Raw genomic sequence first — 17,348 nt, forward strand, 5'->3', positions numbered from 1 at the left:
TGTGAAATTGACACGCATTCATCACTGCAAAAACCTGAATCGAGAGAAGTATAAGCAGCTTGAAAAGCAAGCTGCTTTGCTTGGTCGTGTTCGCAGTGAAGTTTGGCGTAAATACGGTGCTGTTGCTGGTCTAAATATGGGTGACAGAGCGATTCGTGACTCTTGGATGAACGAAGGTCGTGAATTTAATGTATCAGCCAATGCCTGGAAAGAAACTTTACGTGACTGTATTGGTGATATTAAAGCCTATCGTGAAGCTGCAAAGGAAAAGGTAAAACAAGCTATTCGCAAACGCACCCATTGCGAAACAGAACTGAAAAGACTTTATACGCTGTTAAAAAAAGATGCATGGATGGAAGATAATTTTCTTCACCGCCAGATGCGTAAACATTTTAGACATGGCGTAAACCATACTCATAATCAGATTATCGTTCGTGCCGATATGTGCAAGACCTTTGAATTAAATGGTCAGTGTTGGCTTAAAGTGCCGAGTTTAGTCCCTCGGCAAACCATTAAAATCCCACTTAACACCACTATGGAATTTGCACCTCAAGGGACTCTCAGGATTATTCTAAGAAATGGCAATGTTGAAGTTCATTCGACTTATGATGTGGTTGAAACTAAAGATTGTGGCGAAGCAACTGTAGGTGTTGATAAAGGTTATTCAGAAGCTTTTGTGGATTCTGATACTGATGTGTATGGTAAAGGTTTAGGTAAACTAATTTCGAGTGAATCAGATTACTTGAACAAGAAATACAAAAGAAGAAATAAGCTGAGAGCAATTTCCAAAGCAAAGCCACATAAGCGCCAAGCAATTGAACGGTCTAACTTAGGTCGAAAGAAATTAGATAAGAGACAAGATGCTCAGAGATCTAAATTAAAAACATTGATCTACACAGCGACACATCAATTGATTGATAAGGCAGGCTTGATTGTTGCAGAGGACTTAACCTCACCAATTCAAAGCAAGCGTAGCTATGGGAAAAACACCAATAGACGCTTAAATACATGGGTAAAAGGCATATTAGCTGATGCCCTAACAACTATATCTCACCGTAGAGGTTCTGTGGTGCATCTGGTTAATGCTTCGTACACTTCGCAAAGTGATTCTTTTTTGCATGGGCTTTTAATCGGCACACGTAAAGGAGATCAGTTTTACCGATCTAATGGGGAAGTTGTACAAGCAGACTGGAATGCTGCGAGAAACGTGCTTGCAAGATTAAACGACCCTGAGATAAGTCGTTACACACCTTACCGTGAGGTAAGGCGTGTATTGCAAGAACGGACTGACCGCTACAAGTCGGAACTGACCGACTTAGGCTCTAGTTACAAGCTTGGAAACAAGACATTAACAGAGTGCGAATTAGTCCTTGACTATGTTTGACTACATACTAAGGAACAGATAAGTATTTTTCATAGGGTGCCAAATTGGGCATGTTTTTAGCAAATAGACCGTACAGACCATATAGTATGAGCATACCTCCCAGCAAGGCTTCACTTTGGAATTCACCATGACCTAAAGTCGGAAATACACTCCAGATCGAACCCACAATAATACCGATCAATAATGACCAGAAACGGCGAACCAATCGTAGAACATGCCCTTCTGCAAACAGTTGCCAGACATTGGTGACCATTGAAGGAACGATCAGTAAAGTGGCAGCTTGAAAAGGACTGATAAACAGCGTGAGTAAGCCCATAGCAACAGCAGGTAAACCCAAACCAATGGCTCCTTTGATCATCCCTTCAAGTGCAAATACTCCAATTACAAACCCAACCATATGCGCTGTACTCTTTAAACTGTGAACGCTATGCTAGGTGAAGCGTGCTAAGAGGAAAATCATTGTTTTTGGAAGGCAGCCTCAATCTTTGCTTGAGGCTATCCGCCATATTTCTGTATTTTGATGGTGAAAAAATTTACGCTCTTTTTACGTTACTGTTGAGATCAAAATTTCTATACTTTTTTGATCTCTACAGCGATGTTAAAAATATGAATATGCCGCTTTATCATCACGCTTCAAGTTCAACCAATACGCTTTATTTGGAATCTAAAGATGCTGATCAATTCTTATTAGAAGTGGATCAATATTTAAAGCAATACCCTACGACCGAGCATATTGATATTTGCCTGCATGATTTAAATGGACATCTACGTGGTAAAAGAATTGATATCAAAAGCCTGAAAAATCTCTCTAAAGGTTGTTATTTTCCGTTATCGGTTTACGCCATGAGTTTAGAAGGCAAAGTGATTGAAGAAAGTGGGCTTGGAAAATATATTGGGGAACCAGACCAGCTTTGCTTACCCATTTTAGGCTCTTTACGTCCTTGCGCAAACCAATCCGAAAAACATGCGCAACTCTATTTAAGCATGAAGTCTGACAATGGTTCGGACTGCGAATTTGAACCGAGAAATATCTTAAAAAGAATCTTGTTAAGCTTAAATCAAATGAATTATTTCCCCGTTATGGCAGGAGAAATCGAGTTTTATTTATATACCCAACCAAGCCATTCCGAGCACAAAATGGAGCAAACGCAATGTTTTGATGTCGATGCTCCCAAGCGTTATCAAACCGTGTTAGAAAACATTGAAATCGAAGCTAAAAAACAAAATATCCAGATCACTGCAATTGTTGCAGAGAGTTCATCGGGTCAATTCGAAATTAACCTGCAACATCGTGCCGATATCTTAAAACTCTGTGATGAGATGATGGCGATTAAACGCATTGTGAAACAGAGTGCCAACATGCATGGTTTAAATGCCAGCTTTATGGCTAAACCCAATATGTTGAGTGCGGGTAGCGGCTTACACTTTCACATGAGCCTTTTAAATCAATTTCAACAAAATATTTGTGCAACGGATGATCTTAAAAAACCCAATCAACGCATGGGGCAAGTGATTGCCGGTCTGCTTCAGTTAATGCCTGCATCGATGGCCATTCTGGCGCCGAATATTAATTCTTTTCGCCGCTTTCAGTTTGCGCATCATGTGCCTTTAGAAGCCAATTGGGGCGTGAATAATCGCAATGTGGCTATTCGACTGCCCTGTGCAGATCCAGAAAATTGTCGTTTAGAATATCGGGTTGCCGGTGCCGATGCGAATCCCTATTTATGTATTAGTGTGATCTTAATTGGTGTGTTACATGGCTTAACCCATGATGCACTTCAATTACCCAAAGCCAGCCATGAAATGAAAGCGCATGATGCAAGAACATTATTGCCCAATCATCAACTCGAAGCGTTAAAACGCTTTGAAAAAAATGCAGTACTTAAACAATATTTAGGTGCCGATTTTATGCAATTATGGGTGGCTTGCAAAAAATATGAATACCAATTGGTCAGCAATACAATTACTGACTTAGAATTACAATGGGGACTCTAAAAACACGATTTAAATGATCCGTTTAAGGGCGAATTTCTTTCAATTCCCGTTGAATAAAACGTTGGATCATTTCTCGATATAAGTGTTCAACCAAATCTGGATCTGTTCCCAATGCAATGGCTTGGGTACGGACCTTGTTAATCACTTGCTCGACGCGCTCGGGTGATTGCACATCTTGCACGCTGTTCTTAAAACGGACCGCTTGATCCACATAAAATTGACGTGTGGCAATGATTTCAATCAGTGCCGTATCAAGGATATCAATCTTTTCACGCGCTTGTTCTAAAGACTCACATTTTTCTTTCTTCATCGTTGCTATCATCATTTTCACTTTTATATTGGTCTTCTAAAACATTACTAAAAATACTTTCAATCATCCAGACTCGATACAAACTATTAAAGACATAACTTTGACCATCTATACGAAGTTCAAGTACCGGAAAATCAGGCTGTGATTTCATTTCACAGAGTATGTCATTTTCTTGCAGTTTGGCAGTAATATCTTCATGGGTTAATTCATTAATCTCTAAATCACGCTTAAGCTGTTCAAAATGTGCTTTGAACGACATGTCCTGCCCTTTGGTCCATACCGCTTGTAAAATGCGATACATCGCCTCAACCCGTTGCTCTTCAGGCACACTATAAAACAGCCGTGCCATGTCACAGGTTGCAGACTGGGTAGGACGGCAAAATGGAGTAAAGGTCACTTCTGTACGTTTGGAAAGACGCGTCGCCAAACTCCAATCAAATAAGTCACGTCCATGATAAGAAAGCGGATAGACATTCAGGTGAATATTATAATAATTGGCCAATTCTTCTTTAATATACGCCAACAATAGCCATGAAATCGGATCTTCCAGTGCAATATATAAATCCAATTCAGGGTCTAAGGCCTGAATTTCATTCAGTTCCTCGGCATCGCTAATCAGATGTTCACGCCAATCAATATGATTAATCAAAAAGATAGGATTTCCCGTTAATTGTTTTTGCTGTTTTAAACGGCGCACCAAGCGCAGTAAATCATCAACCGCATGATATTTACGATCACTCAATTCAAAATAACTGGCCAGTACAGCATCATCGTTAAAAATACGTTCGGGAAAATCTTGCGCTGGATGATGTCGACTGGCCATGGCATATAAAGTGCGTAATTTGCCATACTGTTTTTGCCACAACATGTGAAATACATCTTCCAGTAAATATAGAAAATCTTGTCCACGGAGTGGCGTATTGCGAAGGATGGTTTCTGCTTGTTGGATGGCTTCAGTGGGCGGCTGTTCGGGGGTTTCATGAAAACTAAAACGGTGCTGTTTCGATAAAATTTGTGCATCGTTTAAACAGTAGTTTTGCCACTCCACCTGTGACATATCGTTGGGAGGTTCTGCCTTTTGGCTCGAAATGATCACTTTTAAAGGTTTGAGTTCATCGCTCAAAATTTCCTCAAGCTCAGGTAACTGCTGTACAGCCAAATAGCTATACACATCATCTAAACGCAAGTGAATACTTAAACCGTGTTCCGTAGATAATACCACTTGACGCATCGGCTTTTGGTAAAACCAGCGCGATCGAAGTGGATCAAACCAACGGCGTAACAGTGACATGAGATAAACCTCGAAAAAAAACCCTTGTAGTGCTACAAGGGTTTATAACAATTTGTTAGAGAATGATCAATTATACATCTAAATTTAGATCCGTAACTGCCCCTTTTTCCGCCCCTGTGGTCAATTTAGCAAACTTGGCTAAAGCACCATAGGTATAATTGGGTTTTGGTTTCACCCAAGCGGCTTTACGTGCTGCCATTTCCGCATCAGAAATATGTAAAGTCATTTCACGGGTTTCGGCATTAATCGAAATTTTGTCACCATTTTTGACCAAGCCAATCGGCCCACCTTCATAGGCTTCAGGCGTCACATGACCAATCACAAAACCGTGACTGCCACCAGAGAAACGACCATCGGTCAGCAATGCTACAGATTTACCTAATCCCTTACCAATAATCGCCGAAGTTGGTTTCAGCATTTCTGGCATTCCCGGCCCACCTTTAGGACCTTCACCACGAATCACCACCACTTCGCCTTCTTGCACTTCACCATCCAAAATCCCACGCATGGCACCAATTTCGCCTTCAAATACCCGTGCTGGACCTTCGAAATACAAACCTTCTTTACCGGTAATTTTGGCCACGGCACCTGTAGGGGATAAGTTGCCTTTTAACACCACAAGGTGAGAGTCTTTTTTAATCGGGGCATCAAAAGGTAAAATAATCTGCTGACCTGTTGGATAATCTTCCACATCGGCCAAGTTTTCCGCCAAGGTTTTGCCCGTCACGGTTAAACATGAACCATCAAGCATTCCTGCATCTAACATACGCTTCATTAACGGTTGAATACCACCAATGGCAATCAGTTCAGACATCAAATACTTGCCGGATGGGCGAACATCGGCCAGCACTGGAATATCTTTTCCAATACGGACAAAATCATCCAGTGTGAGTTCAACGCCTGCAGTATGCGCCATCGCGAGCATATGCAGCACCCCATTGGTCGAACCACCCAGTGCAATCAGCACTTTAATCGAGTTCTCAAATGCCGCTTTGGTCATAATGTCGCGCGGCTTGATATCCAGACGTAATAGGTTCATGACCGCCTCACCGGCACGCAGACAGTCGATTTTTTTCTCATCTGAAACAGCTTCTTGCGCAGATGAACCCGGTAGGCTCATACCGAGTGCTTCAATCGCTGATGCCATAGAGTTCGCGGTATACATCCCGCCACAAGAACCCGGTCCTGGCAATGCCACTTCTTCAATTTGCTTGACTTGGATGGCGCTGATTTCACCTTTGGCATGCTGCCCCACCGCTTCAAACACAGAAATCATGTCGGTATGACCTGCACCCGGTTTAATGGTTCCGCCATAAATAAACAGACCCGGACGGTTTAAACGTGCCAAGCCCATAATGCAGCCCGGCATGTTTTTATCACAACCACCAATGGCAATCACCCCATCATAGGCCTGACACCCCACCACAGCTTCAATCGAATCGGCAATAATTTCACGAGAAACCAACGAGTATTTCATCCCTTCGGTGCCGTTCGAGATCCCGTCAGAAATAGTAATGGTATTAAAGATAATGCCCTTACCACCTGCGGCATTCACACCCTTTTCAGTTTCACGTGCCAAACCATCGATGTGCATATTACAAGGGGTCACATTGGCCCAAGTCGAGGCAATGCCAATAAATGCACGCTCAAAATCAGCATCTTTAAAACCAGTAGCACGCATCATGGAACGTGCTGGGGCATTTTCTATGCCTTCATAAACAAGGGCTGAATGTTCGCGGATATTGTCTTTACTCATGAAGCGCTCCGTGGCTTAGACTCATTCTGATTTAAATGAAGTCATGGCGAATTATTATTCTTTTGATTGTATAGAAAGCAGCTGGTATGTAAACGTCTAAAGCTGCTTAAGCAAATTTATCTTTTAAAGCCGTTGCACTGAAATTTAATCACATGACCAAGCGACATGGATGTCGCTGTTGCCCTATGCAGCAAGGATGCTGCATTAGGGCAACAAAGCGTTTTGTTACTTTTGCGCTGTCAAAAGTAAGGAATTATCTACGCATTACCATTTTAAAATCTCAAAGCAAAATGTGATCGTGACATTTTCTAGCAACATTAAAAAAGCACCCCATTTGGAGTGCTTTTTACTCTCTTTAAATTCTAAACATTAGATGTCACGTACCGCGCCTTTCGAAGCACTGGTGGTGTGCATCGCATAGGCTTTCAATGCTTTAGACACTTTACGTGGACGCTGTTCAGTAGGCTGCCAACCTTTGGCTTCTTGCACTTCACGGCGCGCTGCCATGGTTGCTTCATCGACAGCTAAATGAATAGTTCGGTTTGGAATATCAATTTCAATACGGTCGCCATCTTCCACCAAACCAATTGCGCCACCTTCAGCCGCTTCAGGTGAAACGTGACCAATGGAAAGACCTGATGAACCACCAGAGAAACGACCATCGGTAAGTAAAGCACAGTCTTTACCCAAACCTTTCGATTTTAAGTAACTGGTTGGATAGAGCATCTCTTGCATACCCGGGCCACCACGTGGGCCTTCGTAGCGAATCACCACCACATCACCCGCTTGAATACCACCACCCAAAATGCTTTCTACCGCAGCATCTTGGCTTTCAAAAACACGTGCTGTACCATTAAATTTAAGAATTGAATCATCAACACCCGCTGTTTTGACAATACAACCATCTAGTGCGATGTTACCGTAAAGCACAGCCAAGCCACCATCTTGCGAGAAAGCATGTTCAGCATTACGAATCACACCTGTTTCACGGTTACCGTCTAAAGTTTGATAGTAACGGTTTTGTGAAAATGCGGTTTGCGTCGGTACACCACCCGGTGCTGAACGGAAGAACTCATACACATCTGCATCTTCAGTACGGATGATGTCCCATTTATCCAACGCATCTTTTAAAGTTTTTTCATGCACCGTCGGTACGGAAGTATCCAACAACCCTGCACGATCTAACTCGCCCAAAATTGACATGATCCCGCCAGCACGATGCACGTCTTCCATATGCACGTCTTGTTTTGCAGGCGCAACTTTACACAGCACAGGAACTTTACGCGAAAGACGGTCGATGTCGGTCATGGTGAAATCGACTTCAGCTTCATGTGCCGCTGCCAATAAGTGTAAAACGGTATTGGTTGAACCACCCATCGAAACATCAAGGGTCATGGCATTTTCAAACGCTGCTTTAGTGGCAATTGAACGCGGTAAAATGCTGTAGTCGTCTTGTTCATAATGACGTTTTGCCAGTTCAACAATCAACTGACCTGCACGTTCGAATAATTTTTTACGGTTGGCGTGGGTTGCTAAAGTTGAACCATTACCTGGTAAAGACAAGCCTAAAGCTTCAGTCAAGCAGTTCATTGAGTTTGCAGTGAACATGCCTGAACATGAACCACAGGTTGGACATGCAGAGCGCTCATACTCAGCCACTTCTTCATCGCTAAAGCTGTCGTCTGCTGCCACAATCATGGCATCAACCAAATCGATGGCTTTTTCATTGCCACGGATTTTCACTTTACCCGCTTCCATTGGCCCGCCAGAGACAAAGACCACTGGAATATTAAGACGCATGGCGGTCATCAACATGCCCGGCGTGATTTTGTCACAGTTGGAAATACAGACCATCGCATCGGCACAATGGGCATTGACCATGTATTCAACCGAGTCAGCAATCAAATCACGTGATGGCAATGAATACAGCATGCCGTCATGTCCCATGGCAATACCATCATCCACCGCAATGGTGTTGAACTCTTTGGCTACACCGCCTGAAGCTTCAATTTGTCTTGCGACCAGTTGACCTAAATCTTTCAGATGCACATGACCCGGAACAAACTGTGTAAATGAGTTGACCACCGCAATAATCGGTTTGCCAAAATCTTCATCTTTCATGCCTGTCGCGCGCCATAGGCCACGTGCGCCAGCCATATTTCTTCCGTGTGTCGATGTTTTTGAACGATAGTCAGGCATTGTGTATTTCCAACAAAGTTTGTGCTCGAGCTGAATTCTACGATTCACTCTGGCTGAATGGTACTGATATATAACGTGAAATCAGTCGAAATATAGCGTTATCTTACTACAGCTTGCTGTTGAGCAATGTTCTATAGAAATGATATTTTATGAGAGAAATCTAGGGTTATTTCGACGATTCATATAAAAAAATAGCTACTGAGCATTAATATAACGCTATACAATTAAATTAAATACAAAACTTTCATGAATAATATTTAAATTTTATATAAATTAAATTTATTAATATAAATTAAATCCAGAAAAAAATTGCAGAGTTCCGTACTGATTCATTTCAGGTTTTTAAAGTACAACAACGCGTTTTACAGCTATTTTTGATTATGATCAAGATATGCATTTTCAGTTTGCTATAATAAGAAAACATCTTACGAATTGAGCCAAATAAAGTTGAAAATCATCTTTGCGGGTACTCCTGAATTTGCAGCGGTCGCTTTAGACGCACTCATCAAAACAGAACATGAAATTGTCGCTGTTTATACCCAACCTGACCGCAAAGCAGGTCGTGGGCAAAAATTGACAGCTTCAGCTGTCAAACAATTGGCTTTAGCACACAACATTCCAGTTTATCAGCCCCTGCATTTCAAATCTTCCACCGAAGAAGGCTTAGCTGCGCAAGCTGAACTTGCAGCCTTAGCTGCCGATATTATGGTGGTGGCAGCATATGGCTTAATCTTGCCACAGGTGGTTTTAGATACCCCCAAATATGGCTGTCTCAATATTCATGGTTCACTGCTTCCACGCTGGCGTGGTGCAGCACCGATTCAACGTGCCATTGCTACAGGTGATCGCGAAACGGGTGTGACCATTATGAAAATGGCCGCTGGACTCGACACAGGCGATATGATGTATAAAACCCTGTGTCCCATTGAAGCCACCGATACTTCTGCAAGCCTACATGACAAGTTAGCCATTCAAGGCGCGACGGCAATTGTGGCCGTTTTAGCGTCTGAACAAATACTTCAACATTATTTAGCAACCCGTGAAGTGCAAGACGAAGCACTCACAGTCTATGCACATAAATTATCCAAAGCTGAAGCGCACATTGATTGGTCAATTGATGCGGTACAAGTGGATCGCAATATTCGTGCTTTTAATCCTTGGCCCGTCGCATTTATTGTATTGGATGAGCAAAACAACTTAAGAGTCTGGAATTCGGCCTTATCGCATGAAACTGCGGAAAATGCCCAAGTCGGTGAAATCATTGCCATTGATAAACACGGTGTACATGTTGCCTGTGCAAATCATACAGTCATCATGCTAACTGCTTTACAATGGCCCGGTGGCAAATCGCTGAATGCCGTACAAATTTTACAAACCCAAAAACTGAATATTGGACAAATTTTATAATGAGACAATCTCCCCACGCCTCTGGTAAGACTTTAAACTTACGTGCTCAGGTTGTTAAAACGTTATTGGCTGTCCAAAATGGTCAATCACTCGCTTCAGTTCTGAATCAACATATCAATATTGTTTCTGGCAAAGACCGTGCGCTGTACCATGAATTGGTTTTAGGTTGCTTACGCCAATGGCATTCATTGAAACAATTGACCTTACCATTACTGGCCAAACCTTTAGAAAACCAAGTGGTAGAAACTTGTCTTTATCTTGGTTTATACCAATTGCTGTGCACCCGCGTTGCAGCCCATGCTGCCATTTCAGAAACTGTGGAAGCAACAAAACAATTGGGGATGGAAAGCTTAAGTGGCGTAGTGAATGCCATTTTACGCCGTGCAACACGTGAAACAGAACAGTTCTATGATGTCCTCGAACAAGCCCACGGTTTGCCAAGTTGGTTATTTAAACGCTTGAAGAAGGATTGGGGCGATGACTTCGAAGCTTTAAGTTATGAACTAAAGCAAGTTGCACCATTAACCTTACGCGTTAACACCTTGCAAGTTAGCCGTGACGAATATCTTGAAATTTTAGAAGATGAAGGCATTGAAGCCCATGCTTGTGAACTCTCCAATGTCGGTATAGTTTTGGATGAGGGTATTCATGTTCCGAGCCTTCCTGGTTTTGAGGCGGGTGGTTTTTCAGTACAAGATGAACATGCACAGCTCTGTGCACAATTATTGCCCGACCTAAATGGCAAATTCGTGATTGATGCCTGTGCAGCACCAGGTGGTAAAACAGCGCATATTTTAGAAAAATATCAGCCGAAAAAACTGATCGCGCTCGACCAAGATGAAAAACGCTTAAAACGTGTCTCTGAAAACTTAGAGCGTTTGGCTTTAAGCGAAAAGCATGTTGAAATTATCACTGCCGATGCTGTGCAATGGACATCGCCTGAACTTGCGGATTGTATCGTACTGGATGCACCATGTTCAGCAATTGGTGTGATCCGTCGCCATCCAGATATTCGTTTACTACGTCAGTCTGGTGACATTGCCAAAACGGTACAGCTACAAAAGCAAATTCTTGAAAATATGTGGCAACAACTCAAAGTTGGCGGCACATTGCTGTACATCACCTGCTCAATTTTAAAAGTCGAAAATGAACAGCAAATGGTCGACTTCTTTGCTCATCATACCGATGCTAAAGAAATTAAAATTGATGCCGATTGGGGTATTGAACAGCTTCATGGTCGTCAATTATTACCACAAACAGGTCATGGCGATGGCTTCTTCTATTGCCGTATCCAAAAAACGGCATAAGCCTTAAAGATACTGTGCCATTCTGAAATAGAGTAGCCGTATGTGCATGAAAACCGAGTTAAGTCATTAACTCGGTTTTTTGTTTTTTATAGCTTTTGGCTGATCTTAATGAAGGTGGACACTAAAGTTTCAATTCAGTAGCTCAAAATTAGAAATACCCGACGGGTGATCAAAAAATGATGGCTATGAAAAATGAATTAACTGACAAATTTAAACAGTACCAAACTAATGGCCAAAGATGCCATGCCAATCACCAGACCATAAACAGTTTCATGACCTTTGGCATAACGTTTTGCTGTAGGCAGTAACTCATCCAATGCTAAGAACACCATCACCCCACCAATCATGCCAAATACCGCACCATAAATACTAAAACTCATAAAAGGTGCCAAAATAAAGTAGCCCAGTGCTGCACCAAAAGGTTCAGCTAAGGCAGAAACAAAACTCGCAGCTAAAGCTAAATCTTTACGCCCTGTTGCCATATAAACAGGTAGGGCAATGGCAACACCTTCAGGAATATTATGAATAGCAATGGCAACGGCTAAGGGGGCACCTAAGGTTGGACTTTCTAAAGTGGCAAAAAATGTAGCCAAACCTTCAGGTAAGTTATGTGCAGTAATGGCAAATAAGGTCAGTAAGGCCGTGCGCATTAATTGTTGTTGTTCTAAAGCGACAGTATTGTTTTGTTCAATGGTTTGGTGTGGATTTGGAATAAAACGATCCAATAACAAAACTAAAATCACCCCCAATAAAAAGGCAAAAGTACCAAAAGCAAAACCCCATTTCGGCTCAAAAGCTTGGCTAAAAGAAGCAATCGATTTATTTAAAATTTCAGTCAGTGAAACATAGACCATTGCCCCCGCAGAAAAGGCCAAACCAAAAGATAAAAAGCGATAGCTCGGTTGCTTAAAAAATAAAACCAATGCACCACCCAGCACAGTGGCTAATCCAGCAAGAAAAGTCACCGCAAATGCGATCAAAACTTGATGAGGCAAAATGGTGTGCATCGCCATGCTCCATTTAGAAACAAGAAAGCCACCATCATAAATGATAATGACTTTCATTTACATATTTTATCAGTATAGACTGAATTATTTCACTTAGAGCGTATGTTGATCTTTGACATCTTCAAGAACATCATCAAGTTCCTCAGGGTTTTTCATCAAGTGAAGAATGGACAAAGCCAAGCCGCCCCACAAAAACACCATCGAAATAATCATCATTACGATTGCTGAAGTATTCATCTTTGCGCTCCTAGCGGTCTTTGACACGAGTCAAAATAAAGGCAATCACTGCACAGAAAATCACACAGCCCCATCCAAATAACCACTGTAGACTTAAACTATAATCTCCATAACCTTTTAACAGCAAGTTATAAATGGTCATGCCTAAAGTAACCAACAAAATCAAAGAGGTAATCACAGTGAGAGTGAAATCCCAACCTTTGCCTAATTGCACCGTTGAAATGGCATTGACATGATTTCTGATCTCAAGCAGTGCTGAACGCTTAAACCATGCCACACAGATAATCGACAATAATGCACCACCAATGATGCCAATGTTATTGATGAAATGATCAATAATATCGACCAATTTGATCGAGTTCACACTTGAGAATAGTACGATTGAAACCAACGCACTGCCACCACCGATAATCGAAACTGCTTTTTTACGACTCCATTTTAGCTTATCCATCATGGCTGAAATTGGAACTTCCAAAATACTCACCATTGATGAAATACCGGCAACAAATAATGAGGTAAAGAATAAAATTCCGAATAAGTCAGCGCCTGCACCTAAGCTAGAAATGATTTTAGGGAAGGCAATAAAGGCCAGCCCAATACCACCACTGACCACGTCTTGTACATTGCTATTTGCAGCATGTGCCATAAAACCAAGCGCCGCAAAAATACCAATACCAGCTAAAATTTCAGTTGAAGCATTGGCAAAACCAACGATTAAACCTGAACCGGTTAAATTGGTCTTTGGCTTTAAATAAGACGCATAGGTCACCATGATCCCGAAGCCCACTGAAAGCGAGAAGAAGGTATGACCATAAGCTGCCAACCAAACTTTATAGTCCATCATCGCAGACCAGTTTGGGGTAAAGAAAGCATTTAAACCTTGTGCCGCACCCGGTAATCGAAGTGCTTGAATCACCAAAAGTACGAATAAAACAAACAACAAAGGCATGCAAATCTTGTTGGACAGTTCAACGCCTTTTTTTACACCACCATATAAAATGATTAAAGTTAATGCCCAAATACCAGCCAAGGGCCAGAAAATATGGCTGACAAAACGCGGGTCAAAACCTGTGGCTTCTGAAGTCTGTAAATACGTTTTAAAGAAAAATGCTTCTGGGTCACTGCCCCACATTTGGCCTATCGAGAAGTAGATATAACTACCTGCCCAAGTCAAAACGCTGGCGTAGTACAAACCAATAATGATACACACACAAACTTGCCACCATCCTAGCGTTTCGCCACCTTTAAAAATGGCACGATATGCTTTCGGAGGGGAGCGATTGCTTTTATGTCCAACTGCATAGTCTAGAAATAAAAGTGGTAAACCTGCAGTAATTAAAGCAATCAGATAAGGAATTAAAAATGCCCCACCGCCATTTTCATAAGCGACATATGGAAAGCGCCAAATATTACCTAAACCAACTGCGGATCCGATCGCTGCAATAATAAAGCCCGATCGTGACGTCCAGTTTTCACGAGTATCTGTCATAGAACACCTAAACTTAGGCACCTTTTAATGCTGCTTGTTATCTGGTTATCTCGCAAGCAAAAAAGTACCATTCAAAAATAATTTGTGTGTTTGACGTTAGAGGTCACCTTTTGAGCGTCTTGTTCTAAAATACAAACAGGCAAGCATTACAAAATCTTGCTTAAAGTCTTTTGCTGATTTTTGCCTTTCAATGTTTGAACAATACCCATTTTTTTTGCTTTTTTCTGTAGTTTTTACCGAAATTATTTAATTTTATAATCTATATATTATGAATTGATCAAAAAAGCGCTTTTTTCACCTGTCACGACTGACATATTGCACTTTTCACAACCAAAAGCTAAATTTTTACAGCAGAGCATGCGACATAAACAAACGGCATATCATAAATCTCACGCAAGCCATTTAAAAAATAACAACAATGCAATTTGCTTTCATTCCCTATATGATTTGATCCGTTAAGCATTCACTGACGCTATTTAAATCACAATATTATTTTGCAAAAATAATCGACCTCATTTTCAGGATTTCCATGCAAGCACTCAAATTATCTTGTTTTGTACTCGGACTCAGTACATTTAATGCAGCACAAGCCGATGTAATTGCAGTCAAAGGCGGTATTGATTATTGGCACTATAATGCTGATTTACAGCAACCAACCTCTGTAGCAGCACAAGCAGAGCTTGAAGATGATCACAGCATGTCATTTTCCATTGCAGTAGAACATCCAGTGCCCTTTTTACCCAATATCAAAATTAAACATGCCAATCTACAAGCTGAAAGTGAGCAAAGTTTTGCTGGGCTAAAAAGCCATCAGGTCGATCTCGATTATTCAGATTTCATTCTATATTATGAAATACTGGACAATATTATATCGGCCGATATTGGCTTTGGTGCTAAACGTCTAGAGGGTAATCTCCGTCAAAACGATACTCAGACTCAGGATATCAGCGACACTATACCAATGATCTATGCGCAAGCTGGTGCAAAACTACCATTTACAGGATTCAGTGCTGGAGCTGAAGTCAGTTTTTCTTCATTAGATCATGATAAAATTACCGATGCACAGGCTGAACTCAAATATAATTTTATAGACACTCTACTTGTGGATGTCGGCGCTAAAGTAGGTTATCGCATTTTAGATATTCAACTTGAAGAAGGTTCTAACCAAGAAGCCAAATTAAAATTTAAAGGCCCTTATTTGGGCATAGACCTACATTTCTAGCCTTATTGTAAGCCTAAGCTTACATAAAATATGGAAAATGACTGCTATTCAAGCACCGTGATTTTCACTATATTTAACTTATACAGAAACAGGATGTTTCTAAAAAACAAAAATGATAAAAGTACAAAACAGCAGGATGCTGAGGTAGAACAAAAGTGATACCTTTAAACGAATACGAAAAAGCCTCGACAGGATGTCGGGGCTTTTTTCATGCAGGTTATAAAGATCATTGGAAAATAAAAAAATTCATCTGCAAATAAGCAGTGAGTAAGCATTAAGATTCTAGACACGATCAAACATTTTTTAATGCACTCTCTCATAAGCTAATCGAAAATGTTGAGCATTGAAACTAAGTCTAAATCTCAAGTTATAAAATATTTCAATATATTAGCCTTAGCTTCCAAGCTTAATACATAAATTTTCGTCTTAAGTCTCTCTCATTTTAGCAACTGAAAAAGCCCTTAACATTATCATGCTATGAGCAGCATACGATGCTCATACTGCTTACGACATTATGATGTTCAAAAAGGTCTGTCATTCATAACGAGTGTATACTGCCTTGGTCAGAATGAATCAAGATTCTGTGCTTTGGATTTCTTCGCCAGATAAAAGCATCAATCAAACATCTAATACCAAACCCACTACAATATCCAAATATAGTCATTACCTTCATGAATACGGATGTAAGTGATGCAATGCCAATTGCTCACAGTAATTAAGATTAAGCTAAATAAACGATCGATCTAGAGTATTTACAGCAACGATGGAGAGCAGCATAAGCTCTTGGCTTAGATAATCTAACCACATCAGGTACACGATAACCTTTCTCAATAATTTTAAGTTCTTCAAAATATGTTACTTCTCATAAGCATCTCGTTAATCAGCCATTTTATCTATGAGCAAACTGTTAAAAACATAAAGCACTATTTTTATCAGTTATTCAGAATACTTTAGAAAGAAAGTATGAACTAAGCTTGAGAAAAGTTATTCCATCCGAGCGGTCGCTTCACAATTTGAAATTGATAAAAACACGATTTTAAGTTGGAAAAAGTAAATTAAGATTAAATGAATCCGCCCACGTAGGCCTTCCAAAATTGATGATCAAGCCTTACAAGATGATGTCGAAAAGTATCGCCTTGCGTAACAATATTACTCATAGCAAAATTAGCGTGCTCAGCATTTTTCTTATGGTCAATTTTCTATAGGCGATGCATTAAGACATTTAGTGATTCTCTTGATCTTTTAAAGATCATACATCCCATCATTGATCTCGATGAAAGTGGATTTAAATCCCATGAGCATCAGCCTTATGGTTATGCTCAAAAAAGCACTCAATTCTTGCGATGGTTTCCGCTTTTATGCAGGAAATCCATTTAAATGGTTGCCAATCGATCACTCTAGATGCAGAAAATGGCAAGGCGATCTTAACCTCTGTTCCTTCAGCGAATCATCCTATGATTATTATTGCTTTAGCAGAGAAAGACATTCTTTTAGGGCAATTATTATACATGCTAAAGAATAGCAGTAATTTAATACAGCAAGAAGCTTCATAATAAAGGTGCTTGAGCTCTTAAGTATTTTTAATCATTACTAATATTTAAATTTAATCAAATTCCCCACATAAAAAAACACCCCCAACGTTTAGGTTGGGGGTGTTTTTAGGAATAATGAGCTGGCGATGACTTACTCTCACATGGGTAACCCCACACTACCATCAGCGCGAAGAGGTTTCACTTCTGAGTTC

General features: G+C 40.8%; 12 protein-coding genes, 1 rRNA gene and 3 pseudogenes. 7 read left to right on the plus strand and 9 right to left on the minus strand.

Annotation, left to right across the window (positions count from 1 at the left end; genetic code table 11):
* The first annotated feature begins 1 nt into the window (after position 1).
* Complete coding sequence (locus tag BLV99_RS15515; protein ID WP_092692347.1) at positions 2-1,384, plus strand: IS200/IS605 family element transposase accessory protein TnpB; 1,383 nt, start codon at positions 2-4, stop codon at positions 1,382-1,384.
* A gap of 16 nt (positions 1,385-1,400) precedes the next feature.
* On the opposite strand, the pseudogene BLV99_RS15520 reads toward BLV99_RS15515, so the two are convergent.
* Positions 1,401-1,781, minus strand: a pseudogene (locus BLV99_RS15520) (sulfite exporter TauE/SafE family protein); the annotation flags it as partial.
* A gap of 215 nt (positions 1,782-1,996) precedes the next feature.
* Between BLV99_RS15520 and BLV99_RS15525 the strand changes: the two are divergent.
* Positions 1,997-3,379 (plus strand): glutamine synthetase family protein, encoded by a 1,383-nt coding sequence (locus BLV99_RS15525; protein WP_244516342.1) that lies wholly within the window; start codon positions 1,997-1,999, stop codon positions 3,377-3,379.
* 22 nt (positions 3,380-3,401) lie between these two features.
* On the opposite strand, the gene BLV99_RS15530 is transcribed toward BLV99_RS15525, so the two are convergent.
* From BLV99_RS15530 to ilvD (BLV99_RS15545), 4 genes are all read right to left on the minus strand, one after another.
* Positions 3,402-3,689 (minus strand): chorismate mutase, encoded by a 288-nt coding sequence (locus tag BLV99_RS15530; protein WP_092692353.1) that lies wholly within the window; start codon positions 3,687-3,689, stop codon positions 3,402-3,404.
* Positions 3,670-4,980 (minus strand): PX domain-containing protein, encoded by a 1,311-nt coding sequence (locus BLV99_RS15535; RefSeq protein ID WP_092692355.1) that lies wholly within the window; start codon positions 4,978-4,980, stop codon positions 3,670-3,672. Before BLV99_RS15535 ends, BLV99_RS15530 begins: the two co-directional genes overlap by 20 nt.
* Before the next feature lie 70 nt (positions 4,981-5,050).
* The gene (gene ilvD, locus BLV99_RS15540) at positions 5,051-6,736 is read right to left on the minus strand and encodes a dihydroxy-acid dehydratase (protein ID WP_092692358.1); all 1,686 of its coding nucleotides are present in this window, start codon (positions 6,734-6,736) and stop codon (positions 5,051-5,053) included.
* Between the two features lie 369 nt (positions 6,737-7,105).
* On the minus strand, positions 7,106-8,935 hold the full coding sequence (ilvD, locus tag BLV99_RS15545) for a dihydroxy-acid dehydratase (protein WP_086185471.1): 1,830 nt from the start codon (positions 8,933-8,935) through the stop codon (positions 7,106-7,108).
* 447 nt (positions 8,936-9,382) lie between these two features.
* Here ilvD (BLV99_RS15545) and fmt point away from each other — a divergent pair, with 447 nt between their 5' ends.
* Positions 9,383-10,342, plus strand: coding sequence for a methionyl-tRNA formyltransferase (gene fmt, locus BLV99_RS15550; RefSeq protein WP_092692361.1), 960 nt, complete (start codon positions 9,383-9,385; stop codon positions 10,340-10,342).
* Complete coding sequence (gene rsmB, locus BLV99_RS15555; RefSeq protein ID WP_092692364.1) at positions 10,342-11,649, plus strand: 16S rRNA (cytosine(967)-C(5))-methyltransferase RsmB; 1,308 nt, start codon at positions 10,342-10,344, stop codon at positions 11,647-11,649. The genes fmt and rsmB overlap by 1 nt, the downstream gene beginning before the upstream one ends.
* 197 nt (positions 11,650-11,846) lie before the next feature.
* On the opposite strand, the gene zupT is transcribed toward rsmB, so the two are convergent.
* From zupT to BLV99_RS15570, 3 genes are all read right to left on the minus strand, one after another.
* Complete coding sequence (gene zupT / locus BLV99_RS15560; RefSeq protein WP_092692376.1) at positions 11,847-12,656, minus strand: zinc transporter ZupT; 810 nt, start codon at positions 12,654-12,656, stop codon at positions 11,847-11,849.
* 93 nt (positions 12,657-12,749) lie between these two features.
* The gene (locus tag BLV99_RS15565; protein WP_004649714.1) at positions 12,750-12,893 is read right to left on the minus strand and encodes a methionine/alanine import family NSS transporter small subunit; all 144 of its coding nucleotides are present in this window, start codon (positions 12,891-12,893) and stop codon (positions 12,750-12,752) included.
* 10 nt (positions 12,894-12,903) lie between these two features.
* On the minus strand, positions 12,904-14,382 hold the full coding sequence (locus tag BLV99_RS15570; protein WP_086185475.1) for a sodium-dependent transporter: 1,479 nt from the start codon (positions 14,380-14,382) through the stop codon (positions 12,904-12,906).
* Positions 14,383-14,911: 529 nt separating this feature from the next.
* Here BLV99_RS15570 and BLV99_RS15575 point away from each other — a divergent pair.
* The 3 genes and pseudogenes from BLV99_RS15575 to BLV99_RS15585 form a co-directional block, all read left to right on the plus strand.
* Complete coding sequence (locus tag BLV99_RS15575; protein ID WP_092692367.1) at positions 14,912-15,604, plus strand: TIGR04219 family outer membrane beta-barrel protein; 693 nt, start codon at positions 14,912-14,914, stop codon at positions 15,602-15,604.
* Between the two features lie 991 nt (positions 15,605-16,595).
* Positions 16,596-16,736, plus strand: a pseudogene (locus BLV99_RS18765) (IS630 transposase-related protein); the annotation flags it as partial.
* A gap of 196 nt (positions 16,737-16,932) precedes the next feature.
* A pseudogene (locus BLV99_RS15585) lies at positions 16,933-17,157 on the plus strand (roadblock/LC7 domain-containing protein); the annotation flags it as partial.
* A 117-nt stretch (positions 17,158-17,274) separates the two neighbouring features.
* Here BLV99_RS15585 and rrf read toward each other — a convergent pair.
* Positions 17,275-17,348, minus strand: a 5S ribosomal RNA gene (gene rrf / locus BLV99_RS18770); the annotation flags it as partial.

This window comes from Acinetobacter kyonggiensis (assembly GCF_900107285.1).
GTDB lineage: Bacteria > Pseudomonadota > Gammaproteobacteria > Pseudomonadales > Moraxellaceae > Acinetobacter > Acinetobacter kyonggiensis.